The organism is Rhizobium mesoamericanum STM3625, from assembly GCF_000312665.1.
Classification (GTDB): Bacteria; Pseudomonadota; Alphaproteobacteria; order Rhizobiales; family Rhizobiaceae; genus Rhizobium; species Rhizobium mesoamericanum.
Map to the genome: position 1 here is coordinate 679,691 of NZ_HF536773.1, position 15,081 is coordinate 694,771.

Sequence of the window (15,081 nt, forward strand, 5' to 3'; positions counted from 1 at the left end):
TTGATGGCCGGCCGGAGTCGCTCCGCCAACAAATACAATGGCGGCATTTTACTGATATGGAGCAGCCTTCAGAAGGTTATGCGACTGTCCGCGCAGCGCTGTCCTCCAACGTCGTACGGGCCTCCTCGGGCAACCGATGCGCTGTCTGAGAGGCCAACTCCGAACCAATCATGATTGAAAGCCGTTCATTCGACCCATCGCGCCAGGCTCCGTTAATGAAAAGCCGGATATGCGGATCTTCCGACATTCACTCCCCCAATCATTGTCATCAGTAGCCAAGGGCGCAGCCGTCCTTGCGATGATCGGAGGCGCCAAGAAGCGTCCCGTGCTCGGCGTTAATCCAAACCGCTTGAGCGCCGCCAATGGCCGAGGCGGGTTGAGCGACTTTAAATCCCCGCGCGTCAAGATCCGGCCCTATTGAGGTGCGCAGAACCTCCTCCGCCTCGACGGTTGCGGTTCCGGGCAGAGGAAAGAGGCGCGGCAAATCGATTGCCGCTTGCATGTCCATGCCGTAGTCGAACAGCTTGGACAGGAAGTGGGCATGGCCCATCGCCTGGTAGTGCCCGCCCATGACGCCAAAAGACAGAACAGTTTTCCCGTCGCGCGTTACGAGGCCCGGTATGATCGTGTGCATGGGGCGCTTGCGCGGCCCGATCGCGTTCGGATGACCTGGTTTGACCACGAAGCTCTGGCCGCGGTTGTGGAACAATACGCCCGATTTGGGAGCCATCAGACCGCTTCCGTAGGCATTGAAGATCGAATTGATAAAGCTTACCGCATTGCGATCCTTGTCGACGACTGAGATATAGACCGTGTCGGCGTGTTCGATCCCGTCGACATGGGCGTAAGCGTCGCTTGCTCTTGTGAGGTCGATCTGGACTGCAAGAGAATCGGCAAGCCCTTCCGACAACAGGAAGTCGGTCGGAACGTTCGAGCAAGACGGATCGGCGAGCCAGCGGTTCCGGGCAGCATAGGCCAGACGGGTCGCTTCGATTTCGACGTGCAGGTTGTCCGCACTCAATGGATCTCCCGCGCGTTTGAACCGCTCCAGGATTTTGAGGATCATCAAGGCGACGATGCCCTGGCCGTTCGGGGGGCACTCGTAAACCGTCCATCCGCGATAGCTGGCGGAGATCGGTTTGACATATTCTCCAGCGGCAGACGCAAAGTCTTCCAGTGTGTGGAGTCCTTCAAGCGACCTCAGCCGAGCAACCATGTCCTGCGCCACGGCGCCGCGGTAAAAAGCGTCGCGTCCGAATTTGCCGATGGCTGCAAGTGTATCGGCGAGCTCCGGCTGCTTCTGAAGCGAGCCGATCGCAGGCGGCTGATCCCGGTCAAGGAAAATGCGGCGCGTAGATGGATCCTTCGTCAGCAAGTCGCGCTGCTGGCCAATGTCGGCGGCCACTCTTGGGGTAATCCCATAGCCGTCTCGTGCAAGCGCGATTGCCGGCGCGAGAATTTCGCTCATCGACATTCTGCCGTGGTCGGCAACGAGCCGTGTCCACGCGTCAACAGCACCCGGGATCGTCACGGCATGGGGTGACGAGCGCTCAATCGTCGTCATCCCGCGATCGAGATACCACTGCAATTCAGCCGCTTCAGGCGTACGTCCCGAGCCGTTGTAAGCGATGACGTCATCGCCTCCGTTCGACGTCAGCAGCACGAAACAATCACCGCCAATGCCGGTCGACCCAGCCTCGACGACGCATTGGACGGCGCAGGCAGCAACAGCGGCGTCTATGGCCCGACCGCCGCTCTTCAGGATATCGATGGCGGTGAGGGTCGCCATCGGATGGGATGTGGCCGCCATTCCGTTCTTGCCGACGGCAAGCGAACGTCCGGGGCGTTCGAAGTTGCGTACGTTATTCAGCTGCATCTTGGTAGTGTCCGTTTGCCATGGCCTAGTTGAAGGTGTCCGAAAGTTATGCTTTCGATGGACCCACATCAGCGCTTGACCCGTTCTCCGGCGATGTTCCTACGGTCATGCGGTCGCTTGCAGAGGTAGGGCAAACAATGCTTATTGTAACCCACGAGATGGCATTCGCCCGCGACGTGTCCAGCAAGGTCATTTTTCTTCACAAAGGCCTCGTCAAGGAAGAGGGCACTCCGGAGCATATGTTCACGCACCCGAACTCCGCCCGGTTCAAGCAATTTCTGCCCAATGTAAGATGACGGTCAGATTGCAAGCAGGACACGTGTATGTCCCCTTGCCTTCTGACGATCAGCCATCCGCCGGAAGCGGAAATCAACGGCGTCAAACAGCGGACTTCCAGAAGCAGTCACGCTCTTCCAATTCCCTGTGTCGTCCCTGTTTGAGGGTTGGCCGATTGAGTTGACGGCAGGCTGTCACACGCTTGCGCCGAGCGTGATGAGAAGTTCATCCAACTGCTCGAACTGCTCGGGCATGACATCTTCCATGCCGACGAAAGCCTCGTCGAGCGCTTCCGTCGAGGGATAGAGTTCTTGCAGGACGAGAAGCGTCCTGCCGTCCTCTTCCTCGAAGGTCACGGTGGTGACGGCGGCGTTATCGCTTTCGTCATTGGTCCAGACGAGGCGCGAAGGAGGCAATACATCGACATATTTGCCGAAGAAGACCATGGAGTCCGAGGCGTCGTGTCCAAACGCGATGCGATAGCTGCCCCCGGTGCGCACATCCATCTCGCAGGACAGTATGGGGACGCCCATCGATTTCGGCGCCCACCACAGCTTGAACAACTCGGGCTTGGTCCACGCGTCGAATACGAGGCGAACCGGAGCGTTAAAGGTGCGCGTTACGACGAGCTCGCACTCGGACCTCCGCTCGACCACCGTGCGGCCGTTACTCGCTCTGTCACCCATCGCCTTTCTCCTTCCGTTTTAAGGCCTCGACAACTTCGTCCAGCGCGTCGAAGCGTGCGTTCCAGATCTGGCGGCGCGCTTCGATCCAAGCCGCCTCTTCCTCAAGCCCGCCCAGGCCGAGCCTGCAAGTCCGCACGCGCCCGACCTTCTCCGTCGTAACCAGCCCCGCCTGTTCCAAGACGCCGACGTGCTTTTTCATGCCCGTGAGGGTCATGTGGAACTTTTCTGCTAGCTCCGTGATCGAAGCATCCCCACTCCCGAGCCGCTCCAGAATGCCGCGCCGGGTGGCGTCCGAGAGCGCGGCAAAGGAGGCATCAAGGCGAGCTGTCGAAAACTGAACCATATGGTTCAGTCTTTAGCATGCGGACCGGCGTCACACAAGGGCGCGCCTGTGACCGGCGGCCGGGTATCAAGGAGGCTGCTAGGAATGGACATTCGAACTTCGCGGCCGAAAACGACCGGGCGCGCAGGATGCAACTGGAATAGAACTCACCTGGCCCAGCCACCGGGTCGGGCGCGCTGTTGCAACTGGCCAACGGCGAGATTGTGGTGCCCAACCACTACCGCCCGAATTTCTAGCGACGGCTCCAAGCCAAGAATGGTCGGTAGTGACGTTCTACGATGCGTAAGGATCGGTCAGGCTGAATGACGTAGATCTCCTCGACTTCGCGTCCCGTTTGATCCGTGAAGGTATGGGGGAACGAAGAACCGATCGGCGACTTCGTGAGCTTCGTCCGCGGCTGCCCACTATAGGTTATACTGCCTGGGATGGGCGCTAGACCTTCAGACGAGTAAGAGCCTGAAACCACCATACAGCCTGCAAGGAGCAAGGCCGTCACGGCCAACGTTCCAATCTTCTCGATCATCGATCACCTCAGACTTATCGCGCGTGTGGAGCGGTTCGCAATTTCATGAAATCTTTAGCAGATATTGGCAATTCACTCACCACCTAAACCATCCCAACGAGTGTCTCCGTCGTGTGATTGCCTTGATCCGCAACCGCAATGGGCTGATGACCGGCGATGGCAACTGCTGGGATAGCCCCCGGGCCACCAGAGAACATGCCGCATGCGTTTAGGGCTCCAGCATTCGTGGCAGGTGTGGCTTTTCCCGTAGGAGGCGTCAGCTATATGCTAAGTCTCCCGTTTGCAATTTCGAATATAGCCGCGGCGGCACTTAAGAACAGTATCGCGAAAGCGGCCCTTTCCCAAGAGTTGAAGGTTCCTTTGCCCTGCTCCCTCCTCGCCAAATAAAAAAGAACCGTACCGGGGCAATAAAGAAGACTGGCAAGGAGCAGATGCTTCGCGCCTGCTGCATATATCAGACCGCTCGTATAGATCAGCGCCAGCAGAGATTGCACAAATTCGGATCGACCGGAGGTCCGTCCCGTTTCTCTGAAAGGTGTCGCCCTCCAGCTGAGTTTGACGCCGAAGGCTGCAACAAAAAAATATGGGATCAGTATCATCGAACTCGTCATCGCTACCGCCAATGTGAAGGCGTACTGCGTGAAAAGCGTGACGATGAGAAACAGCTGCACAAGAATATTCGTTAGCCAAAGCGCATTGGCAGGCACGCCCCGGCTGTTTTCCCTCGATAGAAAGCGAGGCATCGTTTCGTATTTTGACGCGGAGTAAAGGATCTCTGCGGCCAGCAGAACCCAGGCGAGATACGCGCCAGCCACAGAGATGATCAGTCCCAGGCTGACGAACACGGCCCCCCACGGTCCAACTGCTGCGGCAAGGACACCTGCCATGGACGGGTTACGAAGTCGGCCAAGTTCAAAAGGTGAGAGTATGCCGTAGGACAGGAGTGTGACGGCAAGCATCAAGCCCAATACGATGAAGAAACCGCCAACCGTGGCGATCCCGACGTCAGACCTTCTCTTTGCATATCGTGAATAAACACTTGCACCCTCGATGCCAACGAAGACGAAAACAGTGATCAACATCGTCCGGCGTACCTGATCCGCAATGGCTGTAAAGGTGCGATCTCCACTTCCCCAGAATCCGCTGCTGAAGGCCTCCCATTTGAAGGCAAGGAGAACCAGAACGATGAAAACCACAATGGGAATGAGTTTTGCCGCAGTAACCACGGCGTTTAAGGCGGCAGCTTGGCGGATGCCTCGAAGAATGAGCCAGTGCATTCCCCAGAGCAGACACGACGATGTCATCACCGCAACGACCGTATTGCCATCTCCGAAAATTGGAAAGAACAAGCCGAGGGTCGATTTTATCAGAACAAAATACGATACATTCCCTAAAAGGGCAGCGCTCCAATAACCGAATGCCGACAAGAAGCCGGCATAGTCGCCAAATCCCTCCTTGGCATATGCATATATGCCCGCGTCAAGGTCAGGTCGCCGCTCTGAAAGGGTTTGGAAGACGAAAGCCACCATCAGCATCCCGACACCGGCAATCGTCCACGCAATCACCGCGCCCAGCGGTCCGGTCGCACTGCCGAACGCCTGAGGCAGGGAAAAAATTCCTGCGCCGACCATGGAGCCAACCACGATTCCCATCAGGGTCCAGGCGGAAAACTTAGTCTGAGGAGAAGGACTGGACATGTTTCCTCCTTGAACTGGCTGTCGCCACGTCTAACGAATGACCTTACGCTGATCTCGCATTCGCAATCTTGTTTCTTCGGACCAAACAGCCGCGCCTTGAGGCCGCCTCGCGCTGAGTAAGGACGGGAAGATTGAAAAGCACCAAAGCACCAAGAAGAACCTCAAACACGGCATTAGTCAGCGAGCCGCGCCCGCAGTCTCTATTTCTGCGTGTAGGAATATTGCGCGGTAGCAAAAAAACAAAGGCCTTCTCGGCACCGTTCTTTGGCAGTCCGTTGCCCATCGCCGTCGTTGCGTTCCTTTCCTCCTTTCCGGCGCTCCGCCTGCGATTTCAGCCCTCAGCACGGCACACCCATTCCGCGCCAACCAACAGATCTGCGACTTGCCGCCCTCCACGTCTTTGCGGCCCTATGAGCCACCCCATTTGCGCGAGCGCAACGGGGACCCCGGGGTGCGGTCCGATCGCCTCCGGCCTTGTGACAGCCATCGAGGCCGCAATGGTGCGGCCCCGAGACAGCAAAAAAGGAACTTGGACAATGGCAACCATCGGCATCTTCACGACCACCGAAAACGGCTTCGACGGCTCGATCCGCACGCTTGCCCTCAACATCAAGGCGCGCATCGCCCGCATCGAAACGCCCTCCGACAAGGGACCGCATTTCCGCATCTACGCCGGCAACGTCGAGTTTGGTGCGGCCTGGCAGAAGCACTCCAGCGAAAGCAATCGCGACTATCTCTCTGTCAAACTCGATGACCCGAGCTTTTCCGCTCCGATCTACGCAACCTTGGCAGAAGTCGAAGGTGAAGAAGGTTATCACCTGATCTGGTCCCGCCCGAACCGGGATTAAAATTAATGAACCTGGCCTCGCCGCAAATGGCGGGGCCAGGCTAAAAACAATGCCGTCAAAATGGCTTAGACGAGCGGGCTGTGGCACGCAGAAAACCACGCTTGGATTGCTCGACGAATTCGAGCAGGATCGTTTTAGAGGCTGACCAGGCGAGCTGATTAGCGCCTCCAACGTCATCCCGACCCTAACGGCGATCCATCATTCCCCCGCACCACACCGGCGGGTGGCGCCGCCATGCCGGGTTCCTTGCAGCCCGCGTCGATGACCCAGTGCCACTCAATCCTGCGACTTTGTATTGGACGATTGGCGCGATTTCGTCTCCACCACCTTTCCCGGATCGATCGAATCCGCCCGACCAGACCTCCCCTCTTCCGTCGAATGGAAACGGTTCGTCTCGACGCAAGCCTTCATATCGGATCGTCGGAACCAGATCGCCCGTCCGCATCGAAGAGGCGGGTTCCCTCCGGTGAAAACGATCTGCTCATCGGCTCGCATCGACAACACCTCATGCGGTTGGATCAACGGTCGGGCCGCAAGTTGTTTCGAGCGGGTGCGCGACGATCCCCTCGACTGGAAGCTATGGCTGACCTGGTCGATCTCGACCGTCGTCGTGCCGCAACGCCGGGAGATATAGTCCGCTGTCTCAGGATCGTTGATTGCCGAAAAGCTGATCCAGCTTGCACTCTCGAACCACTTGCTGGTCGCGTCGCGCCCGCCATAGGTTTCACGCATCTGACCAATCGACTGGTAGATCATCGTCAGTGTGACCCCGTACTTACGGCCAGCGTCGCGTGCGGTCTCAAGAATGCGCATGAAGCCCAGCCTTGCGGCCTCGTCGAGGAGGAAGAGCGCGCGTCCCTTCATTGCCCCGTCACGGTTGTAAATCGCGTTCAGGAACGAGCCGATGATGACCCGTGCTACGCCGGCATGGGTCTCGAGTGTCTTCAGATCGAGGGCCACGAACACGTCGGTATTGCCGGACGCGATCTCATCGGTCTTGAAGGTCGATCCGGCAACCAGTGCGGCATAGTTCGGATAGCTCAGCCAATGCGTCTCCTTGATGGCGTTGGCATAAACGCCGGAGAAGGTTTCTGGCGTCATGTTGACGAAGGCTGCAACATTTTCTCTTACGAAGTCGGATTGTGAACTGTCATAGATCGCCTGAAGGCGCTGGCGCAGTTGCGGCTCTGGCTCGGAGAGATTGGCGCGCACCTGGCGAAGCGTCTGGTCCTTGATTTCGGTATGCCCGGACAGGCACACATCGGCGATGATCGCGGTCAGTAACTGCAAACCGGAGGCACGAAAGAAGTCATCGCGAACGCCACTGACGCGGCCGCTGTCGCTCATGATCCAGGACGCGACCGCAGCGATATCCTCTTCCTTTGTTCCGCCCTGCTGTCCGATCCAGTCCAAAGCGTTGAACCCGGTCTCAGGATGCTTGGGGTCGAGGATCCTGATGCATCGGTCGGCGCCCTCGCGATGGCTGGACACCATCGGCGCCACCTCGTTCGATGGGTCGAGAACGATGAGCGTGCCACCCCATTTGAGGGCCGTCGGGATTGTCACTGACGTCGTCTTGAAGCCGCCCGATCCGGCAAAGACGATGCCGTGCGAGGAGCCGAAGGAACCGTCAAAGCAAAGGAGAGGCGACTTGCCGCCGGCGCCCCATGTCCGCGGATCGTCGGCACGGAACCAGCGTGCGGCCGTACTGTCCCGGTCTACGCGATAGCGCTCGCCGATAACGATACCGCCAGCTTCGCCAAACAGCTTCCCCGCATCAGTCAACGTCATCCAGTCGGCTTCGCCGTGCATGGCGCGTTTTCCCCGTATCCGCTTCGGTCTGCTCGGCGCGAAAGCGGCATTGCCTGTCAGCCCGACACGGAGCGCGAAACATCCGGTCATGAGTACGGCTGCGGCGCCAATCCCGATTGCAGGATCGACATAAGTGAAGATGGACTTTCTCGTCGAAGCCTCTCCCGCAAAAGCAGAAAGGTAAGCCGTCGCCTGAACGGCTGCGATCAGGATCGTTGCAACGCAGCCGGCAACAACGCCCCAGCCAACAGAGCGGATGCTTTGCGAACCGGCAGAAGCAAAGAGGATAACGACGCCCACTCCGGCCGCCGCGATGTACGGGGCCGCTATTGCGACCCTCGCAAGCACAAGCTTTTCTGGCTGCGTCTTGCCAAAGGCCAAGAGCCAGTGCTCGATCCCCGTCATGCCGATGGTGACGACGCTCATCAGGACGATCGACAACACGAAGAGTGCGGCCTTATTCGCCGTCATTGCCGAAGGCCTCCGCACCGATTGCCGTAAGACGCGTCCTTTCGCTTTCGTCCAAGGTCAGGCGGCGATTGAGTTCGATCAACGCACCGAGAAGAAGGGCACGCTTCTCATATCGGAGGCCTGCTTTGACGATCAGGCCACCGAGTTCGATCTTGTCGCGCGTATCTTTCTTGCGCGCTTGCATTGTCATCGTGCGCTGCATCCGCTCAAGCCTCGCCAGCGCTGCTCTCAGCCGCGCCAGACGTGACAGGCGCCATCTCCGTGGTGCTTGTGCTGCCTGGCCCTGCCCTCTCCATTCCATTCGATAAAGCCTTGCCTTTGCGAAACCGCCCGGCCAAATCCGCCAACGCTGCATGAAGATCAGCTTCCTCGACTTCGATCTCGCCAAGTCCGGCCTTGAGCGCGATGCGGCCGATGCGTTCGGCGTCCTTCGTCTCTGCCTGTTTCAACTGGTCCTGAAGCTTGGCGATATCTTCGCGGATCCTTGAGGCTGACTTCTTCATTCGGATCGTCCTTTCGTGCCGGTTTAGATCGTGAACAGCACCAGAGTCGGCCAAATCGGGCCGTCGATCTACCAACAGAAATGCGAGTTGGCGTAGCCAACGCCATTGAGCATGATCCCGGCCGGTTCGAAGGAGCTTCATCCAAGGGCGCAATTATACGTCGCTGGCGCGACGCCCCTGCTTTTGGCGCCTGACGGCGCTGCCGCTCTCAACGAACCAGATGATTTTCTTCGTTTGAAGGAGCATTCGCCGCCGTGGCCGTCCCTCATTTCTCCGTCAGCATCGTCGCCCGCGGCTCCGGCCGCAGCGTCGTGCTGTCGGCGGCCTACCGGCATTGCGCGAAAATGGAATACGAGCGGGAAGCGCGGGTCATCGACTACACCCGCAAGCAGGGCCTGCTCCACGAAGAGTTTGTCATTCCGGCCGATTCACCGGAATGGTTGAGGGCGATCGTTGCCAATCGCTCCGTCTCAGGCGCTTCTGAAGCTTTCTGGAATAGGGTCGAGGCCTTCGAGAAGCGCAGCGATGCTCAGCTTGCCAAGGATGTCACCTTGGCGCTCCCGGTCGAATTGACAGCCGAGCAGAACATCGCGCTTGTGCGCGATTTCGTTAAACAACATATCACCGCCAAGGGTGTGGTTGCCGACTGGGTCTATCACGATGCACCAGGCAATCCTCATGTTCATCTGATGACGCCGCTTAGGCCTCTGGCCGAAGACGGCTTCGGCGCGAAGAAGGTCGCGGTTCTCGGGCCGGATGGCAATCCGATACGCAACAATGCCGGCAAGATTGTCTATGAGCTTTGGGCCGGAAGTGTCGACGACTTCAACGCGTTTCGAGACGGCTGGTTTGCCTGCCAGAACCGCCATCTGGCGCTCGCCGGTCTGGACATCCGCATCGATGGACGCTCCTTCGAAAAACAACACATTGCTCTGGAGCCGACCATTCACCTCGGCGTCGGCACCAAAGCGATCGAGCGCAAGGCGGAACAATCCGGGTGGAAGCCTCAATCCTTGGCTCCCAAGCTGGAACGCCTCGATCTTCAGGCTCAGCGCCGCGCCGAGAATGCCCGTCGGATAACGCGCCGTCCGGCGATCGTCATCGACCTGATCACGCGGGAAAAAAGCGTCTTCGACGAACGCGATGTCGCAAATATCCTGCATCGCTACATCGACGATGCCGCTCTGTTCCAGAGCTTGATGGTGAGGATCCTGCAGAACCCGGAAACGCTCCGCCTCGAAGGCGAGCGGATCGACTTTGCGACGGGTATTCGGGTGCCAGCGAAGTATACGACGCGGGATCAGATCCGGCTTGAAGCCGAGATGATCAACCGGGCGATTTGGCTGTCGCGCCGGGCTTCTCATGGCATCCGCGAGACGGTGCTTGAGAGAACCTTTGTTCGCCATTCGAGTCTGTCGGATGAGCAGCAGACGGCGATCGCCCACATGACCGGCAGCGAACGGATTGCCGCCGTCATCGGCCGCGCAGGCGCCGGCAAGACGACGATGATGAAAGGGGCGCGCGAGGCTTGGGAAGCGGCCGGTTATCACGTGGTCGGCGGTGCGCTCGCCGGCAAAGCGGCCGAGGGTCTTGAGAAGGAAGCGGGCATCGCCTCGCGCACGCTCGCATCCTGGGAGCTTCGATGGAATGCGGGTCGCAACCAGCTCGACGACAAGACGGTGTTCGTCCTTGATGAGGCTGGAATGGTGTCGTCGCGGCAGATGGCCGTGTTCGTCGAAGCCGCAACCAGATCTGGGGCAAAGCTTGTCCTGGTCGGTGACCCGCAACAACTTCAACCGATCGAGGCGGGCGCCGCGTTTCGCGCGATTGCCGATCGGATCGGTTATGCCGAACTGGAAACGATCTATCGCCAGCGCGAACAATGGATGCGTGATGCTTCGCTCGATCTTGCCCGCGGTAACGTTGGCAAAGCGGTTGATGCATACAGGGCGAACGGGCGCTTTGTCGGGTTGGAGCTCAAGGCACAGGCGGTTGAAGTCCTGATTTCCGACTGGAACCACGACTATGATCCTTCGAAGACCAGCTTGATCCTTGCACACCTTCGCCGTGACGTGCGGATGCTGAACGAAATGGCGCGCACCAAGCTGGTCGAGCGCGGCGTTGTTGCCGAGGGCTTTGCCTTCGAGACTGAGGACGGCACCCGCAAATTCGCCGCCGGCGACCAGATCGTGTTCCTCAAGAACGAGGGGAGCCTTGGCGTCAAGAACGGTATGCTCGCCAAGGTCCTTGACGCCGGACCTGGCCGGCTGGTGGCGGCCGTCGGCGAAGGCGAGCATCGCCGGCTGATAGCGGTCGACGAGCGCTTCTACAACAATGTCGATCTCGGCTATGCAACGACGATCCACAAGAGCCAGGGCGCCACCATTGACCGGGTGAAGGTGCTCGCGTCCCTGTCACTCGATCGCCACCTCACCTACGTCGCCATGACGCGCCACCGCGAGGATCTCACGGTCTATTACGGCCGCCGCTCCTTCGCCATATCAGGTGGCCTCGTCCCGATCCTGTCGCGCCAAAATGCAAAAGAAGCGACGCTCGATTACGAGCAGGCGTCGTTCTACGCCCAGGCGCTGCGCTTTGCGGGGGCTCGCGGCCTTCATCTCGTCAACGTCGCCCGCACGATCGCCCGCGATCGCCTCGAATGGACAGTTCGGCAGAAACAGAAACTCGCCGATCTCGGCGCACGCCTTGCAGCCATCAGTGCTGCGTTCGCACTGGTAGGCGGCAAGAACAAGCAATCCATCTCCGGCACGATCAAGGCCAAGCCGATGGTTTCAGGCATCACCACCTTTTCGAAATCGCTCGAACAGGCTGTCGAGGACAAACTTGCCGCCGATCCCGGTCTGAAGAAACAGTGGGCGGACGTGTCGGCCCGCTTTCATCTCGTCTACGCTCAGCCGGAAGCGGCCTTCAAGGCGATCAATGTCGACGCCATGATCAAGGACCGGTCGGTTGCGCAATCCACTCTTGCAAGGATTGCTGCCGTTCCCGAAAGCTTTGGTCCATTGAAGGGCAAGACCGGTCTTCTCGCCAGCCGTACCAACAAGCAGGACCGGGAAAAAGCCATCGCCACCGTGCCGGCGCTCGCCCGCAATCTTGAGCGTTTTCTTCGTGAGCGGGCAGAGGTCGAGTTGAAACATGAGACGGAGGAGCGCGCGGTCCGTCTGAAGGTTTCGATCGACATCCCGGCGCTCTCACCAGCGGCCAAGCAAACGCTCGAACGCGTCCGTGATGCAATTGATCGCAACGATCTTCCGGCCGGGCTCGAATACGCGCTTGCCGACCGGATGGTAAAGGCCGAACTCGAAGGGTTCGCCAAGGCCGTCTCCGTGCGTTTCGGGGAGCGGACCTTCCTGCCTCTGGCCGCGAAAGACACGGACGGCAAGACCTTCGAGACTGTCACGGCAGGACTGACAATTGCCCAGAAGGCCGAGGTCCGGACCGCCTGGAATTTTATGCGAACTGTCCAGCAGCTTGGCGCTCATGAACGAACGAGGCTGGCGCTGAAAAAGGCCGAGACATTGAGGCAGACCCGCAGCCAGGGGCTCTCGCTAAGATGACCGGATGGGCTCGATCGCGTCGAAGAGCAAAGCCGCAACAAGCCCAAGTGGCGGTGATCCTGTCGACGGCACTTTTGGCCATCGTACTTGTTGTCGTGGCCGGCCTCACCAGCGGCTACCGCATCAATCTGACGCCGAGCGAACCACTCGGCCTGTGGCGCATTGTTCCACTTAGCCGTCCAGCAGCTGTCAACGACATGGTTTTCATCTGCCCGCCTGCAACGGCTGATATGCTGGAGGCACGAGCACGTGGTTATCTCCGGTCCGGTTCCTGCCCAGGCGGTGTAGCACCGTTGATCAAGACGGTGATTGCCATAAAAGGACAGCATGTCGAAATCGGCGCCAGGGTTAGCGTAGACGGCCGGGACGTCTCCTCCTCCGCTCTCGCGCAAAGAGATGGCAGGGGTCGACCGCTGGCGCCGTTTCCAAGTGACATCGTACCGCCAGGACATGTCTTCCTGCATTCCCCGTTTCCCGGTTCCTACGACTCCAGGTACTTCGGTCCGCTGCCAGCCTCCGGCATTCTCGGTCTGGCGCAGGAGGTTCTCACCTATGAGCCGTGAGTACCATCGCTCGACGCTGCTCATAATCGCTTCGATCGCGATCGGCGTGGTGGGTTGGAGCGGCCATGTGGCTCTACTGCCCGTCGCAATCGGCTTTCCCGTTCTGTGGTCGCTGGCGAGAACGAGATTGGTCGCGGCACTTGTCTCCGCCGGGTATTTCCTGGCCGCATCCCGCGGTCTGCCGCAAGGCGTTACCGCCTACTATTCGTCCGATATCTGGCCCGGCCTGCTGCTCTGGTTGTGCGCTTCCTTGAGCTTTGTCATGGTCCACACCGTCCTTTGGACGCAGAATGCAAGCGTTCGTCCGTTTCGATATCTTCTCGCAGCCGCCGTGATGGCCATCCCGCCATTCGGGATCATTGGCTGGGCGCATCCTGTCACGGCTGCCGGTGTTGTGTTCCCAGGGTGGAGATGGTGGGGACTTGGGCTTATGACAGCTGGCCTCGCAGGCCTCGCAACCCGCGTGTGGCCAGCTGCCGCCATTGCCCTGACGGGCTTTTGGCTTTGGTCCGCCGCATCTTGGACCGAGCCGCGTCTACCCGACGGCTGGCGCGGTGTCGACCTCGATTTGGGCGCTACGCTTGGTCGGGATGTCGGTCTTCAGCGCCACCGTGACTTGATCGCAACGGTGCGCACTGTAGCCGGCAACGGCGCGCACTTTGTGGTGCTGCCAGAAAGTGCGCTTGGCTTCTTGACCCCAACCGTGACGCGGCTTTGGACAGGCGCCTTTGCCGATGCCGATACCACCATCATCGCTGGCGTTGCGGTGATCGACCATGGCGGCTACGACAACATCCTCGTCGCGATCGACCGGACGGGCGGCCGCATCCTCTACCGTGAACGCATGCCGGTTCCAGGTTCGATGTGGCAACCCTGGCGGTCATGGTTTGGCGAAAGTGGCAGCGCGAGCGCAGATTTCTTCGCAAACCCGGTTGTCTTGGCCGGCGGCAGTCGGGTCGCTCCGCTGATCTGCTACGAGCAACTGCTCATCTGGCCCGTCCTACAATCCATGTTGCACGATCCCGACTTCATCCTTGCTGTCGGAAATGGCTGGTGGACCGAGGGGACATCGATCGTTGCCATCCAGCGGGCCGCGACCACTGCATGGGCGAGGCTCTTCGATAAACCGCTTGTCTTTGCCATCAACACCTGAAGTCCGAGGAGACGCCATGCTGGACCCAGCGCTGATCAAAGAATGCGCCGACCCTTCTCTCAAGCCCGCGATCGTGGAGCAGTTCGTTATGGCGGTAGGCTCTGGCGATCCTCTGGCGGTCACCGTCAAATCGGGCGGACGGTTGATCCTCGTGCCGAAAGCGACGTCGGCCGAGGAGGCAATGGCGATCGTGCGGCAATATGCCGGCCAGGCCGTCGTCCGCGTTGGACTTACACAGTTCCCTGCTGGTGTTGGCGTCAAGCAAGCGAGTGATCTCAAACCAGACCTCGTCGATGCTTGCGACAATCTGCGTAAAGGCACGGCGATGTTTGCCAAGGTGCTCCGGATCGTTGCCAAGTGGTATGGCAATCCCACGAGTAAAGAGGTGTTCCCGCAGATATTCGAGGACGCGATCTACGCATGGAAGAGCGGGGAGTTCGAGGGAGTCGGGGTGTTTCGGGCGGAGGATCCGGGAAAAGCGGTTGAAGTGCCGCAGCCAAGTGAAGAGAAGATCCCCGCCATGGAGGAGAACGCCGATCCGAAGCCAAGAAAGGGAGAGTCCGAGACGGAGCAGGACATAGGCCGCGCCGGGATACGGATCGATCTTTCTCGCATTGGAGGTCAGCAATAGCGTCAGTTCTTCAGCATAAAGATAGTGTGGCTCCAACATGCCACGGTTGCCCTCAAGCCCGCCTGGCAAACAGGGAGCGAGGCGCGAAGCCGACGCTGGAACGGACCTCCGTCAAGGCCGA

The 15,081-nt window shown here is 59.4% G+C and carries 13 protein-coding genes and 1 pseudogene; 6 read left to right on the forward strand and 8 right to left on the reverse strand.

Translation table 11 applies throughout. The annotated features are described in order from the left end of the window. Positions 1–268: 268 nt before the first annotated feature. Complete coding sequence (gene ggt / locus BN77_RS23415; protein WP_007536716.1) at positions 269–1,876, reverse strand: gamma-glutamyltransferase; 1,608 nt, start codon at positions 1,874–1,876, stop codon at positions 269–271. A 53-nt stretch (positions 1,877–1,929) separates the two neighbouring features. On the opposite strand from ggt, the pseudogene BN77_RS23420 reads away from it, so the two are divergent. Next, a pseudogene (locus BN77_RS23420) lies at positions 1,930–2,172 on the forward strand (histidine/lysine/arginine/ornithine ABC transporter ATP-binding protein); the annotation flags it as partial. A gap of 174 nt (positions 2,173–2,346) precedes the next feature. On the opposite strand, the gene BN77_RS23425 reads toward BN77_RS23420, so the two are convergent. From BN77_RS23425 to BN77_RS23435, 4 genes are all read right to left on the reverse strand, one after another. Further along, positions 2,347–2,838, reverse strand: coding sequence for an SRPBCC family protein (locus tag BN77_RS23425; RefSeq protein ID WP_007536721.1), 492 nt, complete (start codon positions 2,836–2,838; stop codon positions 2,347–2,349). Further along, entirely contained in the window at positions 2,831–3,181 is a 351-nt protein-coding gene (locus BN77_RS23430; protein ID WP_007536723.1) for an ArsR/SmtB family transcription factor, read from the reverse strand. The genes BN77_RS23425 and BN77_RS23430 overlap by 8 nt, the downstream gene beginning before the upstream one ends. A 232-nt stretch (positions 3,182–3,413) precedes the next feature. Continuing rightward, entirely contained in the window at positions 3,414–3,704 is a 291-nt protein-coding gene (locus BN77_RS34980; RefSeq protein ID WP_007536725.1) for a hypothetical protein, read from the reverse strand. Positions 3,705–3,964: 260 nt separating this feature from the next. Continuing rightward, positions 3,965–5,401 carry a basic amino acid/polyamine antiporter gene (locus BN77_RS23435; RefSeq protein WP_007536727.1) on the reverse strand — a complete coding sequence of 479 codons (1,437 nt, stop codon included), beginning with the start codon at positions 5,399–5,401 and terminating at the stop codon, positions 3,965–3,967. A 536-nt stretch (positions 5,402–5,937) separates the two neighbouring features. Here BN77_RS23435 and BN77_RS23445 point away from each other — a divergent pair. Next, positions 5,938–6,249, forward strand: coding sequence for a DUF736 domain-containing protein (locus BN77_RS23445; protein WP_007536729.1), 312 nt, complete (start codon positions 5,938–5,940; stop codon positions 6,247–6,249). Positions 6,250–6,525: 276 nt separating this feature from the next. On the opposite strand, the gene traG is transcribed toward BN77_RS23445, so the two are convergent. The 3 genes from traG to traC are packed head-to-tail and all read right to left on the reverse strand — an operon-like array spanning position 6,526 to position 9,035. Further along, the gene (gene traG / locus BN77_RS23450; RefSeq protein ID WP_007536732.1) at positions 6,526–8,532 is read right to left on the reverse strand and encodes a Ti-type conjugative transfer system protein TraG; all 2,007 of its coding nucleotides are present in this window, start codon (positions 8,530–8,532) and stop codon (positions 6,526–6,528) included. Next, complete coding sequence (gene traD, locus BN77_RS23455; protein ID WP_007536734.1) at positions 8,519–8,734, reverse strand: type IV conjugative transfer system coupling protein TraD; 216 nt, start codon at positions 8,732–8,734, stop codon at positions 8,519–8,521. The genes traG and traD overlap by 14 nt, the downstream gene beginning before the upstream one ends. Positions 8,735–8,738: 4 nt before the next feature. After that, positions 8,739–9,035 (reverse strand): conjugal transfer protein TraC, encoded by a 297-nt coding sequence (traC, locus tag BN77_RS23460; protein ID WP_007536736.1) that lies wholly within the window; start codon positions 9,033–9,035, stop codon positions 8,739–8,741. Positions 9,036–9,289: 254 nt separating this feature from the next. Here traC and traA point away from each other — a divergent pair, with 254 nt between their 5' ends. Genes traA through BN77_RS23480 form a run of 4 tightly spaced genes read left to right on the forward strand, consistent with a single transcriptional unit; the run spans position 9,290 to position 14,960 of the window. Next, complete coding sequence (traA, locus tag BN77_RS23465; protein ID WP_007536738.1) at positions 9,290–12,613, forward strand: Ti-type conjugative transfer relaxase TraA; 3,324 nt, start codon at positions 9,290–9,292, stop codon at positions 12,611–12,613. Next, entirely contained in the window at positions 12,610–13,176 is a 567-nt protein-coding gene (gene traF, locus BN77_RS23470) for a conjugative transfer signal peptidase TraF (RefSeq protein ID WP_007536740.1), read from the forward strand. Before traA ends, traF begins: the two co-directional genes overlap by 4 nt. After that, positions 13,166–14,329 carry a conjugal transfer protein TraB gene (locus BN77_RS23475; protein ID WP_007536741.1) on the forward strand — a complete coding sequence of 388 codons (1,164 nt, stop codon included), beginning with the start codon at positions 13,166–13,168 and terminating at the stop codon, positions 14,327–14,329. Before traF ends, BN77_RS23475 begins: the two co-directional genes overlap by 11 nt. A gap of 16 nt (positions 14,330–14,345) precedes the next feature. Next, the gene (locus tag BN77_RS23480; RefSeq protein ID WP_007536743.1) at positions 14,346–14,960 is read left to right on the forward strand and encodes a TraH family protein; all 615 of its coding nucleotides are present in this window, start codon (positions 14,346–14,348) and stop codon (positions 14,958–14,960) included. The last annotated feature ends 121 nt before the right edge of the window (positions 14,961–15,081 follow it).